The 23,195-nt window shown below is 40.5% G+C and carries 17 protein-coding genes; 15 read left to right on the top strand and 2 right to left on the bottom strand.

The annotated features are described in order from the left end of the window. Positions 1-30 precede the first annotated feature (30 nt). From SAE01_RS25140 to SAE01_RS08675, 7 genes are all read left to right on the top strand, one after another. Positions 31-591 carry a sugar O-acetyltransferase gene (locus tag SAE01_RS25140; RefSeq protein WP_147203360.1) on the top strand — a complete coding sequence of 187 codons (561 nt, stop codon included), beginning with the start codon at positions 31-33 and terminating at the stop codon, positions 589-591. Between the two features lie 113 nt (positions 592-704). Further along, the gene (locus tag SAE01_RS08700; protein ID WP_147203359.1) at positions 705-1,106 is read left to right on the top strand and encodes a DUF1801 domain-containing protein; all 402 of its coding nucleotides are present in this window, start codon (positions 705-707) and stop codon (positions 1,104-1,106) included. Between the two features lie 63 nt (positions 1,107-1,169). After that, positions 1,170-1,727, top strand: coding sequence for a HEPN domain-containing protein (locus SAE01_RS08695; RefSeq protein ID WP_147203358.1), 558 nt, complete (start codon positions 1,170-1,172; stop codon positions 1,725-1,727). A 581-nt stretch (positions 1,728-2,308) separates the two neighbouring features. Beyond that, complete coding sequence (locus tag SAE01_RS08690; RefSeq protein WP_147203357.1) at positions 2,309-2,917, top strand: dihydrofolate reductase family protein; 609 nt, start codon at positions 2,309-2,311, stop codon at positions 2,915-2,917. Positions 2,918-3,037: 120 nt separating this feature from the next. Then, complete coding sequence (locus SAE01_RS08685) at positions 3,038-3,454, top strand: c-type cytochrome (RefSeq protein ID WP_147203356.1); 417 nt, start codon at positions 3,038-3,040, stop codon at positions 3,452-3,454. Positions 3,455-3,542: 88 nt separating this feature from the next. Continuing rightward, positions 3,543-4,121, top strand: a complete 579-nt coding sequence (locus SAE01_RS08680; RefSeq protein WP_147203355.1) for a YdeI/OmpD-associated family protein — start codon at positions 3,543-3,545, stop codon at positions 4,119-4,121. A 78-nt stretch (positions 4,122-4,199) separates the two neighbouring features. After that, entirely contained in the window at positions 4,200-4,766 is a 567-nt protein-coding gene (locus SAE01_RS08675) for a DUF4256 domain-containing protein (protein WP_147203354.1), read from the top strand. A 64-nt stretch (positions 4,767-4,830) separates the two neighbouring features. Here SAE01_RS08675 and SAE01_RS08670 read toward each other — a convergent pair whose 3' ends face one another. Both SAE01_RS08670 and SAE01_RS08665 read right to left on the bottom strand, forming a co-directional pair. Continuing rightward, positions 4,831-6,174 (bottom strand): sensor histidine kinase, encoded by a 1,344-nt coding sequence (locus SAE01_RS08670; RefSeq protein ID WP_147203353.1) that lies wholly within the window; start codon positions 6,172-6,174, stop codon positions 4,831-4,833. Positions 6,175-6,304: 130 nt separating this feature from the next. Continuing rightward, the gene (locus tag SAE01_RS08665) at positions 6,305-7,702 is read right to left on the bottom strand and encodes a sigma-54-dependent transcriptional regulator (protein ID WP_246113189.1); all 1,398 of its coding nucleotides are present in this window, start codon (positions 7,700-7,702) and stop codon (positions 6,305-6,307) included. Between the two features lie 529 nt (positions 7,703-8,231). Here SAE01_RS08665 and SAE01_RS08660 point away from each other — a divergent pair. The 8 genes from SAE01_RS08660 (at position 8,232) to SAE01_RS08625 (ending at position 23,099) form a co-directional block, all read left to right on the top strand. Then, complete coding sequence (locus SAE01_RS08660) at positions 8,232-9,497, top strand: efflux RND transporter periplasmic adaptor subunit (protein WP_147203352.1); 1,266 nt, start codon at positions 8,232-8,234, stop codon at positions 9,495-9,497. A gap of 69 nt (positions 9,498-9,566) precedes the next feature. After that, positions 9,567-9,767 (top strand): hypothetical protein, encoded by a 201-nt coding sequence (locus SAE01_RS08655; RefSeq protein WP_147203351.1) that lies wholly within the window; start codon positions 9,567-9,569, stop codon positions 9,765-9,767. 33 nt (positions 9,768-9,800) lie between these two features. Further along, positions 9,801-10,478, top strand: a complete 678-nt coding sequence (locus SAE01_RS08650) for an ABC transporter ATP-binding protein (RefSeq protein ID WP_147203350.1) — start codon at positions 9,801-9,803, stop codon at positions 10,476-10,478. A gap of 170 nt (positions 10,479-10,648) precedes the next feature. Next, complete coding sequence (locus SAE01_RS08645; protein ID WP_246113188.1) at positions 10,649-13,036, top strand: ABC transporter permease; 2,388 nt, start codon at positions 10,649-10,651, stop codon at positions 13,034-13,036. 45 nt (positions 13,037-13,081) lie between these two features. Continuing rightward, on the top strand, positions 13,082-15,505 hold the full coding sequence (locus tag SAE01_RS08640) for an ABC transporter permease (RefSeq protein ID WP_147203348.1): 2,424 nt from the start codon (positions 13,082-13,084) through the stop codon (positions 15,503-15,505). A 93-nt stretch (positions 15,506-15,598) separates the two neighbouring features. After that, positions 15,599-17,965 (top strand): ABC transporter permease, encoded by a 2,367-nt coding sequence (locus SAE01_RS08635; protein ID WP_147203347.1) that lies wholly within the window; start codon positions 15,599-15,601, stop codon positions 17,963-17,965. Positions 17,966-18,023: 58 nt separating this feature from the next. Continuing rightward, positions 18,024-20,480, top strand: a complete 2,457-nt coding sequence (locus tag SAE01_RS08630) for an ABC transporter permease (protein ID WP_147203346.1) — start codon at positions 18,024-18,026, stop codon at positions 20,478-20,480. 237 nt (positions 20,481-20,717) lie between these two features. Beyond that, positions 20,718-23,099, top strand: a complete 2,382-nt coding sequence (locus SAE01_RS08625) for an ABC transporter permease (RefSeq protein ID WP_147203345.1) — start codon at positions 20,718-20,720, stop codon at positions 23,097-23,099. Positions 23,100-23,195: the final 96 nt, after the last annotated feature.

Here is a 23,195-nt window from a genome sequence, read left to right as displayed (position 1 = left end):
TCTTTAAACGTTGTTCAATAACTCTTTACTATGAAGACAGAGAAAGAAAAGATGGTGGCGGGTGACATGTATGATCCGCTCGATAAGCAACTTGTTGAAGACCGATTACAAACACGATTGCTTATAAAAGCGCTGAACGAAACAAGTGAAGACAACATAACAGAAAGGAGTCGCATACTCAAAGATCTTGTACCGAATGCAGCACCTGACTTATGGCTGCAACCACCTTTTTATTGTGACTATGGATACAATATGAAAATAGGTGAACGTGTCTTTTTCAACTTTAATTGTATTGTCTTAGATGTTGCTCCGGTAACAATCGGTAGCCGAACTATGTTTGGTCCTAATGCGCAGGTGTATACTGCCACGCATCCTCTAAATCATATAGAAAGAAGTTCGGGGCTTGAATATGCCAAGCCTATTGTTATTGGGGAAGATGTATGGATCGGGGGAAGTGCTGTTATTTGTCCGGGAGTAACAATAGGAGATCGAAGCGTAATTGGAGCTGGCAGTGTAGTTACGAAAGACATCCCTCCCGATGTTTTTGCAGCTGGAAATCCTTGCAAAGTCATTCGCAGCCTGAAACAATAATGATGGGTTTGAATGTCGCTAAGCTTGCTTTATACTTTATTAAAGAATACAGCTTTGCCACCGCAAATTCATGAAATCGTAACGATTATTACAAGGCCAAACAAATATCGAAGATGAAAGAAATTGTTGTTACTAAAAGTGCCGCAGTTACAAAATTTCTTGACGCATTAAATCACCCGTTAATAAGCGAAATTGAACAATTAAGATCGACAATTTTAAGTGCCGTTAGCGGGTTAACGGAAAACATAAAATGGAACGGACCAAATTATTGCTATGAAAATGCTGACAGAATTACAATGAGAATTCAACCACCAAAGCAAATTCAATTAATCTTCCATCGAGGTGCAAAAAAACTTGCTCAACCTACGGGTAAGCTTATAGACGACAACTCGCAGTTGCTTATTTGGAAAGAAAATGATCGGGCAGTTGCAACATTCAATTGTATGGATGACATTGTAAAGCATCAATCTAACTTAATAGACATAGTTAACAAATGGATTGAAGCAGCGAAGTAAAAAACTACCAGAAGGCATGGTGGAAGCAAAATAATCTAGCATTTTATGAATTAAAATCTCAAAATGAAAAAAGCAAAACCGCCAGCAATAGTCACAGAATTTCTGTTTACAAGTGCACAAGGATTTTTGGATAATGCAATTAATCTTGCTCGATTAGCTAAACAACACAAAGGGCTTCAACTAATTTATTATTTAGCACCTGCAACTGTCAATATTAGCTTTGCTATTGAACTTCTTTTAAAAGGTGTAGTTTTTAAATCAACAGGAAAGAATGCTTACGGGCATGACCTTTCTAAATTATTTAATCAAATCCCATCTGGTATTCAGGAATTAATAAGGGAGAGTTATCTAAGTTACAAATTAACTCAAACAGCTGAATTAGGAAATTACAAAATAATGGCTTCTGATACAGATAACTCGTGCGTTAATAAACAGATAGAAACTAGTACAGTGGAACATTTACTTACAACTCACGCAAACTCGTTTGAAAAGTGGCGGTACGCTTATGAACTAAACGACTACGAATACTTTTGCATCGGCTTCAATGCACTGCATACTTTTGTAAAAGCAGTTAATGATGGCTGTAAAAAATACGCTCCTACCTGGGAACACAATGCCTAAAAATGGCGTAACACAAGTTTTAAGAGTCTTCACTATCTAGAAATAACACTTTGGGAGCAAACCCGCAAATGATAAGAATATTGCTACTAGTGGTCTAAAAGAGAGAATTAGCTCAACATCGTTATTGCCGTTGATCGTTGAAGAAGCAACTCGCTTTGAACAATAAAATAAATTTTTAATCTTTGATTAGATAGCTCATCGCAATGCAGACTTTTTTTAATGCTCTCGCGCATTAGAAATACTTTTTTCGTTTTACGTCATTTTAAAAAATTTCCCTAAACTCAAAAAAAAATTTATGGAACCACTCTCAGTGAAAACCTCTTTTGGCAACTGAAATCGGCGGTGTTACAGAAGCAGGATTAGATTTTGTTCAACAGTTAAGGAATTAAACTATCTGAATTGTAGGACCAACATTAAGCTATGTAAGAAAATGAGACGCTAACTAATAACCACCTTAGTAAACAGCTTTTGCAAAATCGCTTAAAATAGTTGTCACATTTACCCACCATAATTGTCGCATTCGCACTGCAATGTCTTCATGCTTGTTGACGAAATTTGTATTATAACAAAACCGAAATGTCATGAGAAAAATAATAGTTTTATCAATGATCACCTTGGATGGCGTTATGCAAGCGCCGGGAGGACCTAAAGAAGATACATCGGACGGATTTAAATTTGGGGGTTGGACGGCACCGTACGGAGACAAGGTTTATGATGAGGTGGTGCATAAAGAACTGCAGCCTGCAGATTATCTGTTAGGCAGGAAAACGTATGAAATTTGGGCTGCCTATTGGCCCCACCACGGAGATTTCTGGCCCGGCATTAATGAAGGCACTAAATACGTGTTTTCAAAAAACCTCAAAAAGTATGACCCTCTCGTTACAGGTTGGAAAAATTCCGTAGTGATTAAAAGCCCCGCAGATATTAAAAAGATCAAAAATTCAGAAGGCTCCGACATTCATGTTTGGGGTAGTAGTAAACTAGTTCAGCTACTGCTTAAGAATGACCTGGTGGATGAACTCAAACTCAAAATTCACCCGTTAACTTTGGGCAAGGGAAAAAAACTTTTCGACACTGGCGCAATACCGGCAGCATTTACATTAACGGATAGTATCGTTACATCCACCGGCGTTATCATTGCTAATTACAAGCGAGCCGGCAAAGTCACAACAGGCACTTTGGGAGTTTAAGAATGCGGTTGCGACACTCCCGAAGAAGAATCTCTAAACGTAAAAGTGACGAGGCATTAGCTATTCGACCCTATCAGCCTTTCTATTCTTTATCATACATTTGAAAGGACGAGAGCCTGTATGTTGAAGATAAAAATCCTCTTAATTAGTTGCCTGTTATTGGCCGCATTCTATCTACCTGCCTGTGATAATAAGCCTGAACAAAAGAATACCAGGAAAGCGGTCGATTATATCAGACGAATACCCGGTACGGATGATAGCATACCTGCCAGGGTAGTCCAAAAGGGTGAAGTGCTGATTGCCTATTCAGACTGCTACATTTGTCACAAGGAAGATCAAAAATCGGTTGGACCGGCTTTTAAAGATATAGCAGAAAGGTACCCTGCAAACAAATTGTATATTGAAATGCTTGCCCAAAAAGTAATTAGGGGAGGAAGTGGAAGTTGGGGTTATGCCGTCATGGATCCCCATCCTAAACTTTCACTTAAAGACGCTAAAACGATGGTTACGTATATTCTTTCGATGAAGAGTAAGTAACACTAAGACCGACACCGCACAATTAAACTAAACAGAAATTGCAAGGAACATAAGCTTACTATACTTTAGTATACAACAATAAATTACCATGAATCCAAAAGTTGATTTTTATTTCACGAAAGCAGACAAGTGGCAAAAAGAATTTGAAAGACTAAGAGTAATTGTTCTTAGCTGCGGGCTTACCGAGGAATTAAAGTGGGGTTGTCCTTGCTACACTTTCAATGAAAATAACATTGTTTTGATACATGGCTTTAAAGAGTACTGCGCACTTCTGTTTATGAAAGGCGCCTTACTAAACGATACCGATGGCATTCTCATTCAACAAACTGAAAACGTGCAGGCCGCCCGTCAAATTCGCTTCACAAACCTTAGAGAGATAGTTGAGAAAGAGGCTGCGATAAAAGCGTATATCTATGAAGCAATTGAGGTGGAAAAAGCAGGTCTGAAAGTACCCCTGAAAAAGACAGAAGAGTTTGCAATGCCTGCAGAATTCGAAAGTAAATTGAATGAAATGCCTGCTTTGAAAACGGCGTTTGAAGCTTTAACGCCGGGACGTCAAAGAGCTTATAAACTTTATTTTTCTGCACCCAAGCAGGCAAAAACGCGTGAGGCCCGGATTGAAAAATGTATACAGCAAATTCTGAATGGAAAGGGATTAGATGATTGATCAAAACATTGAAAGACCCGAAAAAGATCGTTGCACATTATACTGCTAAGGACTTTTTATAAGAAATAACTTGAAAGTATGAATGAGAATAAAAAGCAGTTGTCACCAGAACAACTTAAACAACTACTCAACATATTGAAAGCTCGGTTTGAAAAAAACATGAAGCGACACGAGGATCTTGAATGGTCTGCAATACAAGCAAGGCTGGAAGCGAATATTGAAAAAGTATGGTCGTTGCAGGCAATGGAAGAAACCGGCGGAGAACCAGATGTGGCCGGCCATGATATAAAAACTGGTGAATACGTTTTTTACGATTGTGCCGCCGAAAGTCCCAAGGGTCGCAGAAGTGTTTGCTATGATGGCGAAGCACTTGAGTCAAGAAAGGAGTTTAAACCGAAAAACAGTGCTATCGACATGGCAGCGTCCATGGGCATTGAGCTTTTAAGCGAAGAGCAATACAGGAATTTGCAGCAGCTGGGAAATTTTGACACGAAAACATCGAGCTGGGTGAAGACACCGACCGCAATTAGGGAACTAGGCGGTGCGGTCTTTTGCGATCGCCGCTACAACCATGTTTTCTTATATCACAATGGCGCCGAGTCTTACTACGCTGCAAGGGGGTTTAGGGGATCGCTGAGAGTGTAAGGTAACTGCGAGAGGTCTAGGCCGATTTCGAAGAACGCGTTAAGCAATACTATAATTTAAGCCTTTAAAATTGAAGTAAAAATGTTGTCCCCTGCCCTTCTATAGACTGTGCGTGTATGTTTCCATGATGAAGCATCATAATTTGCTTACAAAGGCTAAGTCCAATTCCACTGCCGCTTTTCTTTGTACTGAAAAAAGGAATGAAAATTTTATCAAGCACTTCCTCACTCATTCCCGGCCCGTTATCTCCCACTTTTATAATTATCTTTTTATTGTTGCTCACCTCTGCTGTAAGAACAATCCGGGCGTCTTCGCGGTCTTTTACAGCATCAATGCTATTCACTACAAGGTTGATTAAAACCTGCTCAACCAGCGTCACGTCAGCCTCTACCGCCAGGCTCGGATCTTTAAGAACAATCTCCATGTCGATGTTCTTTTTGTCAAGCGTCGGTTCCATCAAGGTGTTTAGGTTCTCAAACAAATCCCGCACATAAACCTTCTTTAGGTTAAGGGTTGTGATCTTATTAAGATTCCGATAAGTCTCCGCAAATTTCAACAAACCCTCACTTCTTCTTTTGATGGTATCAATACCAAGTTTCAAATCATCAACACTCCCCTCACTATTATTTAAATCTGAGACTGAGTCGTCCAACCGGTTTTTGAGTGTATCGGCAAGAGACGAAATGGGTGCAATTGAATTCATGATTTCATGCGTCATTACACTCAATAATTTTTGCCATGCCTTTGACTCTGTCTCGTCTAAAGCCTCATCCACATTTTGAAAAGCAATGAGGGTAAACTTTACTCCATCAGTTTGAAAACCCGTCGCTGACAGCAGCACTTTGAAAGATTTCTTTTCAGTGTGTGCAGTGGCAATTTTGCTCTCCCCCGGCTTCAGAGAAATTACCTGGTTATACAAATCTTCATCCCTTTTGCTCAAAGAATGAATCGTCTTTAAATAAGGCAGGTAAAGCATGCGTTTCAAAGTCTCGTTCATCCACACAACTTCGCCGTCGTTGTGCTTGTAAGAAAGAATACCGGTGTCAACCAGTTCGAGTATTTTCTGCAGATATTGATACTGCGTTTCTTTTTCTTTACTGATTACCTTAAATGTTGAATTGATTTCATTAAACCCTTTTCTTAGCGGTTGAATATCCACCGGTGCGTGCTTCACATCGAAGTTGCGCGAAAAGTCCCGGTAGTGAATAGCTTCAACAAATTGACTTAATTCCTCCTGGGCTTCACGATGAAAATTGAAGAAATCTACGACGAGGTAAATAATCACCGGCGCAAGCAATGCGGCGGCCAGGTACCAACTTTTTACAAGGCAAAATGACTCGGCGCAAAGGGTTACCAATAGCAGTACAACCCTTATTACTATGCGCCATTCAGTAGTTTTAAAAAACATTGATATTTTTAAAAGTGATGATTAAAGGTTTAAAGTAGCAGGGAATTGATGGAGTGAAAGTGGCTAAATATTTACCAAGAGCTTTTAAGCTTTTTGCAACATAAAACTCAAAACCGGTAAACATAAAATCCTATATATCATATTTACTCAATCTCCTGTAAAGGGCAGTCCGTGTAAGACCTAGTTCTTTTGCTGCCTTTGAAATATTTCCGTTGTGTTTTTCGATCACCCGTAAAATAGTGTTCTTTTCAACCAAGCTTAAATTCAATTCATCAGGCTCATCTTCTGATGGACGACTTGATTCGATAGGCGAAAAAATAATATCATTTCCTGATAGCACATCATCCTCTGCCATTATCACAGCACGCTCGATGGTGTATTGCAACTCTCTTACGTTGCCCGGATAGTTATAATGAAGCATTTTGTCTATCGCACTTTGATCAAGCTCTACACAAGGTTTTAAATATTTGGTACAATAGAATTTGCTGAAATAATTGGCTAAAAGAACAATGTCATTTCCTCTCTTTCTTAGAGGAGGTACCATTATTTCAACTGTATTAATTCTATAGATCAAGTCTTTTCTAAACCGGCTTTCGTTAGCCAGCTCCTGCAGAGGGACGTTGGTAGCACAAACCAATCTGATGTCTATTGGTATAACGCGGTTGTCGCCCAACCTCATGACCTGCCTGTTTTGTAAAACGCTTAAAAGCTTAGCCTGCTGGTGCAAAGAAATATTGGCTATCTCGTCGAGAAAAAGAGTGCCACCGTTCGCGGCTTCAAACCTGCCGGCCCGGTCCTCTCTTGCATCTGTAAATGCACCTTTCTTGTGTCCAAACAATTCACTCTCAAATAATGAGTCCGTTAGTGCGCCGACATCCACTTTTACATAAGGTTTATTAGCCCTTAATGATTGCTGGTGAATGGCCTTGGCGATTAAATCTTTTCCCGTACCGTTTTCACCTAATATTAAGATATTGGCGTCGGTAGGAGCTATTTTTTGAATCTTGTAAAAGATATCCTGCATGATGGAAGACTGGCCCAACAACTCTTTGTTGACGATACCATCTTCAGCAGGAGTCGTAGTTGACTTGCCTGTTGCCTTTTTATTCAGTGCTTCTTTTATGGTTGACAGCAGCTTTTCATTGTGCCACGGTTTTACTACAAAATCTGCAGCACCTTCTTTTAAACAGCGAATTGCAAGGTCAATGTCCCCATAAGCTGTGATCATAATGACTTCAGCATCTGACTTGAGTTCTTTCACCTTCTTTAGCCAAAACAAACCCTCATTACCGGTATTGATAGAACTGGTAAAATTCATATCGAGCAGGATAAGATCGAAAGTTTGTTTGGCAAGTATGGCCCGCAGGTTTTCAGGGTTCTTTTCGGTAAGTACTTCCTTTACCTGCGTCTTTAACATCAGCCTTACTGCAGTGAGCACATCCGGGTCATCATCAATGATTAATATCGAAGCGTTTTTGAGCAGCATGTCTTTAAAGTTGCCTTGGTTTATTGACTGCAAGTTTACCATAAATTCGAGAGGATTTTTCTTAAATTTTATATAATAACCTTTTCATTATTAGCAAATTACAGTAGTTAAAACATTGAAAGCTTGGGGCATCTCCATCCATTAGTAATCGAGCTTGAACTGCTACTTAATAACCCCTTTCTTCTTTGGTTGTAACATTCAGTGCTTTCTCCTGCAATTGCGTTAGGGTTACTACTAGCATACCACATACCTAAAACAGTGATAACTAAATAACTACCTAAAATAAAGTCTGAACGGTTGTATCAAAAGCGAACACTTATTGTAACACAAGCGAACATAACCAGCCAGATAAAAGATTTAAAGCAGGGTGAATATCAGTAAGTTATGGAATCGGCACGCTATTGCAGAGGTGTTAGAAGCAGGGGTTATTGTACAGGTAAAGTATAAAGGCGGATGAAGCAAAAGACGCATAAAGAAATCCGGTACAAGTGAGTGACACAACAACCGCCTGGTAAAGAACCGATGTTTGACACAAAAAAGATAGTAGTTAACTAAAAAAATAATTGAGACAGTGGATAGAGTTATTCAGAAAAAAAAGTGGAGTACTAAAAGAATTCTGACAATTGCAGGTATCGTGGCGGTGTGCGGTTTGATAGCAGCAAGTTTATATTTCACATCTGGCAAAAGCAGGCTGAACGTAGATACAGAAAGAATTACCATTTCTGAAATTAAGAAGGGTTCCTTCCAGGAGTTTATACCTGTAAACGGAATTGTTTTACCAGTAACAACCATCTACCTCGATGCGATGGAAGGCGGACGGGTGGAAGAAAAGTATGTTGACGATGGTACAGAAATGAAGAAAGGCCAGCCGATTTTGCGCCTGTCAAATACTGACCTGCAACTCGGTTTGGTGACACAGCAGACGAATGTATACAACCTGCTCACTCAAATGCAGATCTCAAGAAATGCTGCTCAACAAAATACGGTCAACAAGTTGAACCAGATGACCGATGTTGAAAGCCAACTAAAGGAGGCAGAGCGCGTGTACAAACTGAATAAACACCTGTACGAACAAAAGGCTATCGGCCTGCAGGAATTTAAGCAAGCAGAAAATAATTATAATTACTACATGCAGAAGAAAAGCCTGACCAAGACTATTCTTAAGCAAGACTCATCATCGAACCTGCAACAGTTAACCCAGGCAAGGCAATCGTACGAAGGCTCACAAAACGCCTTGAACGTCATGCGTAAAAAGGTTGGTGACCTGATTGTTCGTGCGCCGGTAGACGGGCAATTAACTTCACTGGATGCAGAAATTGGCCAAAATAAAAACAAGGGCGAACGCCTTGGTCAACTCGATGTTACCAGCGGTTTTAAAGTAAGAGCTGATATCGATGAGCATTATATCTCCAGAATATTTCCTGGTCTGATGGGCGACTTTACGCTGTCGGACAAAACGTATAAACTGAAAATCAAGAAGGTTTATACGCAGGTAACCAACGGGCGCTTCCAGGTAGATATGGAATTTACAGAAGCAGTTCCGCAAGGCATACGCCGCGGACAAACGCTGCAGATCAGGCTTGCATTGGGAGATGAAACACAGGCGATACTACTTGCCAAAGGAGGGTTCTTTCAACAGACGGGCGGCAACTGGATTTTTAAAGTATCAGAGAACGGGAATGTGGCCTATAAAGTTGACGTACAACTGGGTAGACAAAACCCTGACTACTATGAAGTTCTACAGGGTTTAAAACCGGGAGACAAAGTAGTAACGTCGAGCTATGAAAATTATGGAAATATGCAGGAGTTGGTTTTAAAGGCAGGCAACTCACAATAACGCAACCGGAAAAAACACCAAAACTAAAAGACTTTAACCCTTTAATGGGCACAATACCAACATGAGATTATGAAAAAGCTGTTTACAAATCTGCTACTTGCTGTGTTATTATACGGCTTTAGTTCCGCCACTCCTGCAACTTGCATTGGGCTGGTAAAAGTTCCCAACATCAGTAAGACATACGTTTCTGCCGATTATGAGATAAAGGTGCAGAAAGAAGTAGAATTTCAAGTTCATCCGCTCGATATACTTGCATTTAGATTTCGTTAAACCAAAACCAGTACAACTCAAACCACAAAAAATATGATAAGGATTCAGCAGCTTGAGAAAGTATACCGTACCGAAAATGTGGAAACGGTAGCCCTTAACAAACTAACTTTTGAAGTAAAGGAAGGGGAATTTGTAGCCGTGATGGGACCATCAGGCTGCGGTAAATCTACCTTGCTTAATATACTCGGGCTACTCGATGATCCCGATGATGGTAGCTTTCTTTTTAATGGAATTGAAGTCGCAAAATTTAATGAGCGCAAGCGAGCCGAATTACGCAAGCGCAACATTGGATTCGTGTTTCAAAGCTTCAACCTAATTGATGAGTTGACTGTATTTGAAAACGTAGAACTTCCCCTGATTTATCTGGGCATAAAAGCTCCCGAAAGAAAACAGCGCGTGGAAGCGGTGTTAGACAAGATGCAAATCATGCACAGGCGCAACCACTATCCACAACAGTTATCCGGCGGACAACAGCAGCGTGTTGCGGTAGCAAGAGCTGTTGTAAATAACCCTAAGCTAATACTAGCGGATGAGCCGACCGGTAACCTGGATTCGTCTAACGGTAATGAAGTGATGCAACTGCTCACCGACCTTAACGAACATGGAACTACGATAGTAATGGTTACTCACTCCGAGCACGATGCGCGATACAGCCATCGTATTATAAGAATGCTGGATGGACAAACAGTGACAGAGAACATTATGGTGTGACCTCACCCCGACCCTCTCCTTCCCAGAGAAGGAGGAAAGCCCGTCGATGATGTGGAAGTTATATTGTTTAAATATTTTAAAGTACCACTCTCTTTCCTGGGAAGGAGCAGGAGAAGGCGAAGGAGGATGAGGTTATGATCCGTAATTATTTCAAAATAGCTTTTAGAAATTTGCTGAAACACAGGTTTATTTCAGCCATTAATTTGTTTGGGCTAACTGTTGGTCTTGCCTGCTGCCTGCTGATACTTACTTATATTTTAAATGAAACAAGCTTCGACAAATTCAATGCTAAAGCTGACAGAATTTACCGGGTTACCAGGTCATGGTTTGGCCCAACAGGAGATGTATCCTTAAACCTTGGCGCAGTTGCTCCGCCATTCGGTCCGCTTTTAAAAAATGATTTTCCTGATATTGAAAAGGTGACCGTTTTACTGCCAAACGGAACAAGCACCTTTAAATATGGCGAGAAAGTATTTAATGAGAACAATGGGGTATTTGCGGACCAGAACCTCTTCGATTTCTTTAATGTAAAAGTGCTTCGTGGGAATCCTGCAAAGGCTCTGTCAGACCCTTTTAGCGTAATGCTCACGCCTGAATTGGCGAAGAAATATTTTGGCAACGAAGATCCAATCAATAAAGTAATCAGGTTAGACCGCCAGTTTCAATTTAAGGTAACGGGCATTTTCGAAAACCTTCCTTCAAACAGTCACTGGCACGCCGATCACTTATTATCGTTTAGCACTTTAAAAGACACCGCTGTTTACGGAGAAAGAAATCTCCAAACAAACTTTGGCAACAACTCTTTTTACACCTATTTGTTGCTTCCCAAAAATTACAATACAAAAAGCATGGAAGCGCAGTTTCCTGCTTTCATTGATAAGGTGATGCCAATGGATAATAATGGCAAACAAAAAACTTCTGCCGGTACTGCGCTTGCACTTCAAAAGTTGACTGATATCCATTTAACCTCTCATCTTGATTCTGAGATTGAGCAGAACGGAGATATAAAACGGGTCTACATCTTTTCTGCTATCGCTTTATTCATTCTTTTGATTGCATGTATCAATTACATGAATCTTTCCACTGCCCGTTCTGCTTTGAGAGCGAGAGAAATTGGCGTGCGAAAAGTAGTCGGTGCACAAAAATTTGAATTAATAGCCCAATTTCTTTTTGAGTCTGTTTTACTTACATGGGTCGCACTTCTACTGGCGGTCTTGCTTGCACAACTTGCTATGCCTGCACTTGATGCTTTGTCTGGCCAGAACTTGTCGTTAGGCTTGCTACTAAAATGGCAGGTACTGGTACCATTAACGCTTGTACCCTTTATTGTAGGCATTGTATCCGGCCTCTACCCTGCTCTATTCATGTCATCCTTCAAACCAATACTCGTTTTAAAAGGATTATTTAAAGTTGGAGCTGGTAACATCTCTTTTAGAAAAGTATTGGTTGTAACACAATTTTCCATTTCCATTATTTTAATCATTAGTACTGCTATTGTTTTCAAGCAATTGAAGTACATGCAAAAAAAGAATTTGGGTTACGATAAAGATTACGTCGTAACGATGGGTTACAATTCGTCATTAAACGACTCGTACCAAAGCTTTAGAAACGATCTTTTGCAAAACCCATCTATTAAAGAAGCTGCCCGTTCATCAAGGATACCATCGGGTCGGCTATTGGATTCAAGGGGTGCAGCAGCACCAAGCGGAGATTCTGTAATGCCGGTGACAACACCCATTAAGTACCTGGCCGTAGACGAAGACTTTATACCGGCTTATCAAATAAAGATGGCTGCCGGAAGAAATTTTTCCAGAGCTCATGCAAATGATACTGCATCTTTCATTTTAAACGAAGCTGCAGTTGCTGCATTAGGTATCAAAAATCACAACGATATTATTGGCAGGCCTTTTAAATATGGCAATACAAAAGGAGAAGTGATCGGTATTATGAAGGACATTCATTTTGAATCGCTTCATCAAAAGATTGTTCCGCTGATAATGCTTCATCCCCCTCAACCAAATTACAGTCGCTTGTCAATTAAACTAAGTGGACAAAACCTACCTGCAACTGTATCGCAGATCGAAAAAACATGGAAAAAATATTTGCCTGAAGTGCCTTTTCAATACACCTTCCTCGACGAGAGTTTTGGAAGATTATACGAGTCGGAGTTAAAGCAGGGTACCATCTTTACCACCTTTGCCGTCATAGCAATTTTCATCGCATGTCTTGGTTTATTTGGGTTATCAGCTTTTGCAATTACACAAAGGGTGAAAGAAATTGGCATAAGAAAAGTACTAGGCGCAAGCATAGGCAGCATCGTTACTTTATTATCAAAAGACTTTTTGAAGCTTGTTTTAATTGCTGCAGTGATAGCCTTCCCTGTTGCCTGGTATGCTATGCACAATTGGTTGCAGGATTTTGCTTACAGGATAAATATTCCGTGGTGGGTATTTATAGTCGCTGGTATTCTTGCAGCAACGATTGCCTTTATTACCATTAGTTCCCAGGCAATAAAGGCGGCGGTTTCAAACCCGGTGAAAAGTTTGCGAAGTGAATAGAACCGGCTTTTAGGGATTGGATTACAAAACTCCCAACTCGTTTATATGCTTAAGAATTATCTCAAAGTTGCTTTAAGAAACTTGTGGAAGAACAAGACGTTCTCCGCAATTAACATTCTTGGATTGGCAATCGGGATGGGAACTTGTTTGCTGATTGTTTTGTTTGTGCTGGACGAGTTAAGTTTTGACAAGTTTAATAAAAAAAGCGATAGGATTTATAGGGTGGATGCAGACCTTCGGTTTGGTGGGGCCGAACAAAAGTTTGCCGTTAATAATGCACCGCTAGCCTTTACGATGGTAAAAGAATATCCACAGGTTGAAAACGCTGTGAGATTTAGAAATTATGGTCCATCGGTGGTAAAGAAAGGCAACCAGAATATTAAAGAAGAACGCATTATTTATACAGATTCTACCCTGTTCGATGTCTTCACACTTCCAATGATTGCAGGTGATCCAACGAAAGCACTTACAGCACCAAAGAGCGTAGTGATTACCGAAAGCATAGCAAAAAAATATTTTGGTAAGACAGATGTTGTAGGGCAAAGCCTTTTGTTCGATAATAAAGACCTTTATTCAATTACCGGCGTAATTAAAGAGGTGCCAGAAAATTCTCATTTTCGTTTCGACTTTTTTATATCACTTGCAGGAGATGCAGCAAGTAAAGAGGATAACTGGCTAAGTTTTAATTTCAATACATACCTTTTATTAAAACCGGGAGTTGAGCAAAAGATAATACAGGCAAAGTTTGATGAAGTGTTGCAGAAACACTTATGGCCGCAGGCCGAGGCTATTATGCATACCCGGCAGGATGACTTTAAAAAGTCTGGCAACTATATGCATTTTAAACTTACTCCGCTTACAGATATTCACTTACAGTCGGACCGAATAGCTGAACTGGCGCCCAACAGTAGTTTGCAAACAGTTTATATCTTTTCGGCTATTGCTATTTTCATTTTGTTGATTGCATGCGTCAACTTTATGAACCTTTCTACAGCCCGTAGCGCCAACCGAGCAAAAGAAGTAGGTGTGAGAAAAGTATTAGGAACCCAACGATCAAATCTTATAAAACAGTTCCTGACAGAGTCTGTTGTGATGAGTCTGATTGCCTTTGTAATTGCTTTGTTGTTCTGCCTGCTTACAATGCCTTTATTAAACCAATTAGCTGCAAAACAATTTACCCTATCCCCTATTGTACATCCTTACCTGCTACCGATCTTACTTGGCTTTGCTGTAGTTGTTGGATTGATTGCAGGAAGTTATCCCGCTTTTTATTTATCAGCCTTTAAACCAATTGAAGTATTAAAAGGTAAGCTTAGCACTGGTTTCAAAAGCAGCTATTTCAGGAGTAGCCTAGTGGTGTTTCAGTTCTTCATTTCTATATTTCTTATCATAGGTACCATTGTTATTTATCGCCAGTTGAATTACATCCAAAACAAAAAGCTTGGCTTTAATAAAGAACAGGTGCTGCTGATTAAAGACACGTATGTATTAGATAAAAAAATACAAGCTTTTAAAGATGAAGCATTGAGGCAACCGGGCGTTATCTCAGCCTCCATTTCAGGCTTCCTACCAGTACCCTCTAGTAGAAATGACAGTCCGCTTTTTCCTGAAGGCGAAATAAATAACGATAAAGCCGTGTCAATGCAACAGTGGGAAGTAGATCACGACTACATCAACACTTTGGGAATGGAGATAATAAAGGGACGTAAATTTTCAAAAGAATTTGCTACAGACAGTACTGGAATTATCTTAAACGAATCGGCAGTAAAGCTGTTTGGTTACCAGGATCCAATAGGTAAAAAAGTGTCGAGAATGATGGATAGTGAGGGTAAGATTTTAAAGAGTTATACAGTCATAGGAGTAGTCAAAAATTTTCATTTTGCTTCCTTGAGAGAAAATATTGGAGCCCTTGGAATGTTCCTTGACCGGTCGACTGGTGCTGTTTCACTTCGATTACAAACAAACAATGTTGGAAGTACCATAAAGAGCATCGAATCCCTTTGGAAAAAGATGGCGCCTGGTGAAGCATTCACTTATTCTTTTCTGAACGAAGACTTCAACAACATGTACCGCTCTGAGCAACGAGTGGGTCGCATCTTCATAGCCTTTGCAATACTAGCACTCTTCATTGCCTGTCTTGGTTTGCTTGGCCTTGCTACGTATGCTGCTGAGCAACGAACAAAAGAAATCGGGATAAGAAAAGTGTTGGGCGCAACTGTATCAAATATTGCAGGCATGTTATCAAAAGATTTTTTAAAGCTTGTGGTTGTCGCGGCTGTCATCACATTCCCGGTCGCATGGTGGGCAATGAGCAAGTGGTTACAAGATTTCGCATACCGCACTAGTATCAGTTGGTGGATTTTTGTATTAGCCGCTATTGTTGCCGTGGTTATTGCGTTAGTAACGGTTTGCGTACAGGCTATAAAAGCAGCTATTTCCAATCCTATAAAAAATTTAAGAACTGAATAGAGTAATGGGATATTGTAACAATTTGAAAATTTGAAAATGACGCAATTTGAAAATCGTGCAACAACGCTTTATTGACTTAATCACCTGGTAAGTATGATTAAAAACTATTTCAAAATAGCCTTCCGAAACCTTCTGCGAAACAAGGGTTTTTCTTTTATCAACATAGTTGGTTTAGCTATTGGTATGGCTAGTGCACTGCTCATTCTGCTATGGATAAAGAATGAAGTGAGCTATGATCAGTTTCACGTGAAAAAAGATCGCATCTACGAAGCCTGGAACCGGGCTGCGTTTAGCGGCGAACTGCAGTGCTGGAACACCACTCCGAAGGTGTTAGCCCGCACGTTGGAAAAAGACTTTCCCGAAGTTGAGCAGTCTGTAAGGGTAAACTGGCCTAGCAGCATTCTCTTTACTATCGGTGAAAAAAAGTTAACTGTAAAAGGCAACATGGTCGATTCAAACTTTTTACAAGTGTTTTCTTTTCCGCTCATAAAAGGAAATGCACAAAATGTTTTAAAGGACCAGCACTCCATAGTACTTACAGAAACCCTTGCTAAAAAAATCTTTGGCGAAGAGGATGCAATGGGTAAGGTGATAAAACTTGATAACAAAGACAATGTTACTGTTTCAGGCATTGTAACAGATCCACCTGCGAACACCAGGTTCAAGTTCGAATACCTTCTGCCCTACAGCTATTTTCGGTTGCAAGGCGGAGACGATGAGAATTGGGGCAATAACTCCATTCGTACTTATGTCTTGTTGAAGCCCAACGCCAGTCTTGCTTCTGTAAATGAGAAACTGAAAACTTTGAAGCCTCGCTATGACAAGACCGAGCCGAAATGGGAGATGTTCATTTATCCTCTTAAAAGATGGAGACTGTATTCAAGTTTCACAAATGGTGTAGAGGACAATGACGGACGAATAGAATTTGTGAGACTATTTGCTATCATAGCAGGTTTTATTTTGTTGATTGCCTGTATCAACTTCATGAACTTAAGCACTGCCCGTAGTGAGAAAAGAGCAAAAGAAGTAGGCATCCGCAAAGTGGTCGGCGCGCAAAAAGGTTCTCTCATCGGCCAGTTCATTGGCGAGTCAATTTTAATGGCATTCCTTGCCGGCATTATTGCAATTATTATTGTTGCAATTACTATCCCCGCTTTCAACAGGTTAGTAAATGAAACAGTAGCGCTTAACTTAACCAGCATAAGTGCATGGCTTGCAGGGTTAGCGTTTATAATCTTCACTGGTTTGCTCGCTGGCAGTTATCCCGCATTTTTTCTTTCTTCTTTTCAGCCGGTAAAAGTGCTGAAGGGCACCTTTAAAAAAGCCCATGCACTTGTTACTCCACGTAAAGTTCTTGTAGTACTGCAATTCACGTTTGCTATTGTGTTAATCATTTGTACCATTATTGTGAAACAACAAATAGACTACGCAAAGGACAGGCAAACCGGCTACGACAAGAACAACCTGGTTTATCATTTTATGACAGGAGACATAGCAAAGAATTACGACCTGATCAAAAATGAGTTACTCGGCTCAGGCATCGCTTCATCCATCACCAAAACAAGTTCGCCGCTAACTGAAAGCTGGAGCGACGGCTGGGGGCAGGAATGGGAAGGCAAAGATCCGAACGATAAAACAGACTTCTACAGGTATACTGAAGATGGTGGACTTGGAGTTACAGCAGGCCTGCAGTTTGTTATGGGCCGTGACATTGACTTGAAACAATTTCCTACCGACTCTACAGCAATGATCATAAACGAGTCGGCCCTGAAAGTAATGAAGTTTAAAGACCCAATTGGCAAAATCGTCAAAGACAATGGGGTTGAATGGCACATCGTAGGAGTGATAAAAGATTTTATTCTTACCTCACCTTACGAACCAACAAGGCCGATGTTAATCGCAGGGCCAAAAACGAAATGGCTTAACGCAATGCTGGTAAAGCTGAACGACAAAAACACTACTGCAAGCAATTTAAAAAGAGCTGAAACGATTTTCAAAAAATACAACCCTGAGTATCCTTTCGACTACAAATTTGTGGATGAAGAATATGCATTAAAATTCGAGGATGAAAAACGAATAGGAACATTAGCCGGAATATTCTCAGCCCTCACAATTATCATCTCTTGTCTCGGTTTATTTGGTCTTGCCACTTACATGGCAGAAAACCGCATTAAAGAAATTGGTGTTCGCAAAGTACTGGGAGCATCAGTGTCCGGTATCACTACTTTGTTATCCAAAGACTTTCTAAAACTGGTTTTTGTATCCTTTGTTGTAGCGGCACCAATAGCATGGTGGGCGATGCATTCATGGTTAAAAGATTATCCTTACCACGTCGAGATCAAGTGGTGGATTTTTGCTTTAGCCGGGCTATTGTCTATCCTTATAGCTATTGTAACAGTAAGTTACCAGGCAATAAAAGCAGCAGTTGCAAACCCGGTAAAGAGTTTAAGAACGGAATGATAAGGGCTATATATGTCCTGTCAGTTGTGAATGGTAAATAAATCCGAAATCAACTTCTATGTTTAAGAATTATTTTAAAACGGCATTTAGGAGTTTGACCCGCAACAGGAATTACGCTATGATCAACATAGCCGGTTTGGCTGTTGGTATTGCCGTTTATATAATGATCTTTATGATCATTCAATTCCAAACCAGCTACGATGGCTTTCATGCAAAGAAAGATCGCATCTATCGTGTACTAACTGAGTCTCATAATACAGACGCCGCAACTACTTCCTATGCGAGAAACGTTCCTTTTCCAATGCCAGAAGGATTAAAAACGGCCTTTCCCCAACTGGAACAAGTAGCTCCTGTTTATGCAAGTCACAATGATGAGTTACAGGTTCTTGATGCAAATGGAACGCACATAAAAAATTTTAAGGAGCAAAGCGGTGTCTTTTATACATCGCCTTCATTCTTTGATATATTTAGTTTTCCTCTACTCGCAGGTTCCTACGAATCATTAAAAGATCCGAACAATGTATTGCTTACAAAAGAGATTGCAGAAACGTACTTCGGCGACTGGAAAACAGCAATAGGCAAAACCATAAAGCTATCGGGATATTACAGCATGGGAGCAGCATTGTTCCAGTTTCCACCAGTTGCGCTAAAAGTGTCGGGCATTCTTGCAACCATGCCGGCAAACACCGACTTTCAGCTGAAATTAGTAGTTGCATGGGGAACAGATTTTACCGGAGATAAAGAATACGGATTTCTACAACCTGCCTGGACTGGAACAGCCGCGGACTTCGGCTGTTACGTGTTGTTGCCGCCTAATACCTCTGTTGACAATTTCAATCAACAGCTAAGAGCATATTCGAAAAAGGTACTGCCTGCAGACATTAAGGATAGTCATATTCTACAACCATTAAATGCGGTGCACTATGACACACAAACAGGTAATTACAGCAACAAAACTATCAGTCATGAATTAATTAATGTATTGTGGCTAATTGCAGCATTCATCCTGTTAATTGCCTGCGTAAACTTTATCAATCTTTCCACTGCACAGGCGGTTAATCGTGCAAAAGAGGTTGGCGTAAGAAAAGTTTTAGGAAGTAATAAACTACGACTGCAGATCCAATTTATTGTCGAAACCCTTTTGATTGTTGCGAGTGCTGTAATACTTTCGACAGGTATTACCATGCTTGCATTGCCTTATGTAAACCAACTTTTAGAACTTTCACTATCATTCAACATTCTAAAAGATCCTGCAATTATTTTATTTCTTTTGGCCCTAACAATTGTTGTGACCGCACTTGCTGGTTTTTATCCATCTATTGTCTTATCCGGTTTTAACCCCGTAAATGCTTTAAAGAGTAAACTCACCGTAAATGCTACAAAAGGAATTTCTTTAAGAAGAGGGCTGGTGGTGTTTCAATTCATCATTGCACAGGCACTTATTATTGGAACACTCATCATTGTTCAGCAGATGAAGTATTTCATGAACCAACCCTTAGGGTTCGATAAAGATGCCATTGTAAATGTTCCTTATCGTCCGACCCACAATAAAGCTGAAGACTTTGTAAAGCAGCAACTACTGTCTATAAACGGCGTGCAAACTGTAAGCTTTAGTTCCGCCACCCCTGTTGAAGATGATAATAATATGATGAGCTCGGTAAGATTTGACCATGCAATAAAAGAAGCAGATTTTAAAGCTATTACAAAGTTCGCTGACCACGAATATGTGCCGGCTTACAAACTACAACTGGTTGCCGGAAGAAATTTGCGACCATCCGGTCCTACAGCAGAATTTCTAGTGAATGAATCGTTCGTAAAAAGTTTAGGACTCAAAAAACCGGAAGATATATTGAACAAAGAAATAAGCATCATGGGTGGCCTGATAACCTGCCCCGTTGTTGGCGTGCTAAAGGATTTTAATGACAGGTCTTTTCGCCATGATCTTGCACCATTGCTGATTACTACAAACAGTACCATGTACCGCCAGGCGGCGATAAAACTTACAACTACAAACATTTCTTCAACGATGCAATCAATCCAGGAAGTCTGGCAAAAAACGTTTCCTGATTATGTGTATGAGTACACGTTTCTTGATGATAAGATTGCAAGTTTTTACAAGCAGGAGAACCAGTTAGCTCAGTTGTATAAAATTTTTGCGGCCATCGCCATATTCCTTAGTTGTCTTGGCTTGTATGGATTAGCCTCATTTATGGCAGTACAACGAATTAAAGAAGTGGGCATTCGCAAAGTGCTCGGCGCTACAGCCGGCAGTATCATTTACCTCTTCTCAAAAGAATTCGTCATACTTATTTCAATTGCATTTTTAATAGCTACGCCTCTTGCATGGTATTTCATCAACAGATGGTTGCAGGATTATGCTTATCGCATCAACATCAGTTGGTGGCAATTTGCTGCAGGAGGGGTTGCTGCAATAATCATTGCACTTGCAACAATTAGTTTCCAGGCAATCAAAGCTGCGATAGCAAACCCAGTGAAAAGCTTGAGGACAGAGTAGAAACAGATTAAGCGAATTTATGAATTAGAAGTAGATAAGAATTTATGGACCGGGCACTCGTACAAGGATAGAATATTGTTGCGTCGCACTCTTATACTATAAATGAAAATTCGGCTTTTTTTTGTTCAAACTAAAGTTCATCAATGAATACGAGGATGAACGTAATGCGACGCAACGCTGAAGCTATGAAAAGCAAAAGCTGGTAACAAAAACATAACTGACCAAAACAGGAACCACATGATAAAGAATTATTTAAAAGTTGCACTACGTAAACTTTGGAGACACAAAGCTTTTTCGTTCATCAATATCATTGGATTGGCAGTAGGTATGACCGCCTGCTTTTTAATTTATCTCTATGTCGGTTTTGAATTAAGTTATGACGCGTTTAATACTAAAGCAGATAGGATTTACCGCGTCGTAGCCGATTTGAAAACGCCTACTGAAACCGTACATCCAAGTGGTCCGGCTTGGGCTGTTGCGCCCAATGCAAAAGATGAATTTCCTGAAATTGAGGAATTTGTACGCACTACAGGAACCAGCATATTGGTGCGAAAAGGAGACGTAAAGTTCCAGGAGCAAAATGCAATGTGGGCAGACTCTGCCTTGTTTAAAGTGTTTGATTTTAAGCTTATCAAAGGCGATCCCCGTACTGCATTAAAGGAACAGCTGAGCATAGTACTTTCAAAAACTGCAGCTAAAAAATATTTCGCTAATACAGATCCCATCGGGCAAACTGTATTGGTTACGGGAGATGCTTTTCCGGCGAAAGTTACCGGGGTGATGAAAGATATACCGGAGAATTCCCAGATAAAAGCGGACGTAATCTTGTCTATGTCTACTCTGACTCAGAAGTTTAACAGCAGCCTCGACAGCCAATGGACCAACTACGGTGCTTCGGCCTACTTGCTTTTGAAACCCAGCGCCGATGCAGAGAGATTGGAAAAAAAGTTTCCTGCATTTTTAGAAAAGCGCAACGGAACGGAGATGAAAAAAATTCAGATGTTCCCAACCCTCAAATTGGAGGCATTAAAAGACGTTTACCTGCGATCAACTCACGGGGACAATAAAACAGGTAACATCGTCAATGTCTATATCTTCTCAATTGTGGCTGTTTTTATCATGTTGATTGCATGTATCAACTTTATAAATTTAACCACTGCCAGGTCAGCAGAGCGGGCCAAAGAGGTAGGCATCAGAAAAGTAGTTGGAGCAGCAAAAACACAACTTTCGGGGCAATTTATCGGCGAGTCAATTATGCTGTGTTTGATTGCATTTGTAATCACCGTTCTTTTATCGGCGATCTTACTTCCGTCGTTCAATACGTTGGCAGGAAAGACAATCAGCACGGGCGTTTTTGCCAGGCCCCTCTTAATACTCGGACTATTCTTAGCAGCGATCGGAATAGGTCTATTGGCGGGTATTTATCCCGCACTTGTGTTGTCTTCTTTTAAACCTGTGGTTGTTTTAAAGGGCCGCTTCGCAACAGGCAATAAGGGAATTGCTTTGAGGAAAGGATTAGTAATTGCACAATTCACTATTTCGATTGTATTGATCATTTCAACCATTGTTGTCTACAACCAGATGACGTACATGCGCAACCAGGAACTCGGTTTCAATAAAGAGCGCATGCTAATCATTGACACGAATGGAGATCCTAATAAGAAAGCTTTCCAACAATCGATTGCTAGTCTGCCTAACGTAGTGTCAACCGCAACATCATCGAGTGTGCCCGGAGGAGGAAACCCCGGCGCCTATTCGGAGGTTGAGAATGTAAGAGGCGAGTTACAAATCGCTAACCTCGACCTGTACTTTGTTGACTTTGACTATATCAACCAGTTTAAAATTAAGATGGTTGCAGGTCGCGCCTTTTCAAGGGAATTCGGCACAGATACCACACAAGCCATGGTTCTTAATGAAGCGGCAGTAAAAATGTTTGGCTACAGCTCGCCTGAGGCTGCCGTAGGAAAACGCTTTAAACAATGGGGTCGCGAAGGAAAAATTATTGGGGTGATGAAAGACTTTCACTTTAAAGGTTTGCAACAACCGATCAAGCCTTTAAGCATGCGGATAGAGCCTGACAACAGTGGACTTGTATCGGTTAATCTTTCCTCAGCTAATCTACCGTCCACCATAGCTGCTATCGAAAGCAAATGGAAAACCTTCATCCCTAACAGGCCCTTTAGTTATTATTTCCTCGACGAATTTTTTGATAAACAATATCGCACCGAAGAAAGATTTGGTAAGCTCTTTTTAAACTTCGCCATTCTTGCCATCATCATCTCGTGCCTTGGCTTGTTAGGGCTTGCATCTTACAGCACCATGCAAAGAACCAAAGAGATCGGCATTAGGAAAGTATTGGGAGCCTCAGTGTCAGGAATTGTAAACCTGCTGTCTAAAGAGTTTTTAACGCTGGTAATTATATCATTTGTAATTGCTGCACCAATAGCCTGGTACTTTATGTACAAGTGGTTGCAGGACTTTGCCTACCATACCTCGATAAGCGTTTGGGTGTTCGGCCTTGCCGGACTTTCTGCACTTGCCATTGCCTTATTAACCGTAAGCTTCCAGGCAATAAAAGCGGCAGTCATGAACCCGGTAAAGAGCCTGAGAACGGAATAGCGAGAACCGGGATTTATAGGATTGATGGATACGAGGATCTGGATTTTTTATGAGGTCAGCTTTAGTACAAGTATCTGGCTTTGGTTGCGTCGCACT

This window comes from Segetibacter aerophilus (genome assembly GCF_007991655.1).
In the GTDB taxonomy this organism is placed as follows: domain Bacteria; phylum Bacteroidota; class Bacteroidia; order Chitinophagales; family Chitinophagaceae; genus Segetibacter; species Segetibacter aerophilus.
This window is presented reverse-complemented; position numbering and strand designations above follow the sequence as displayed.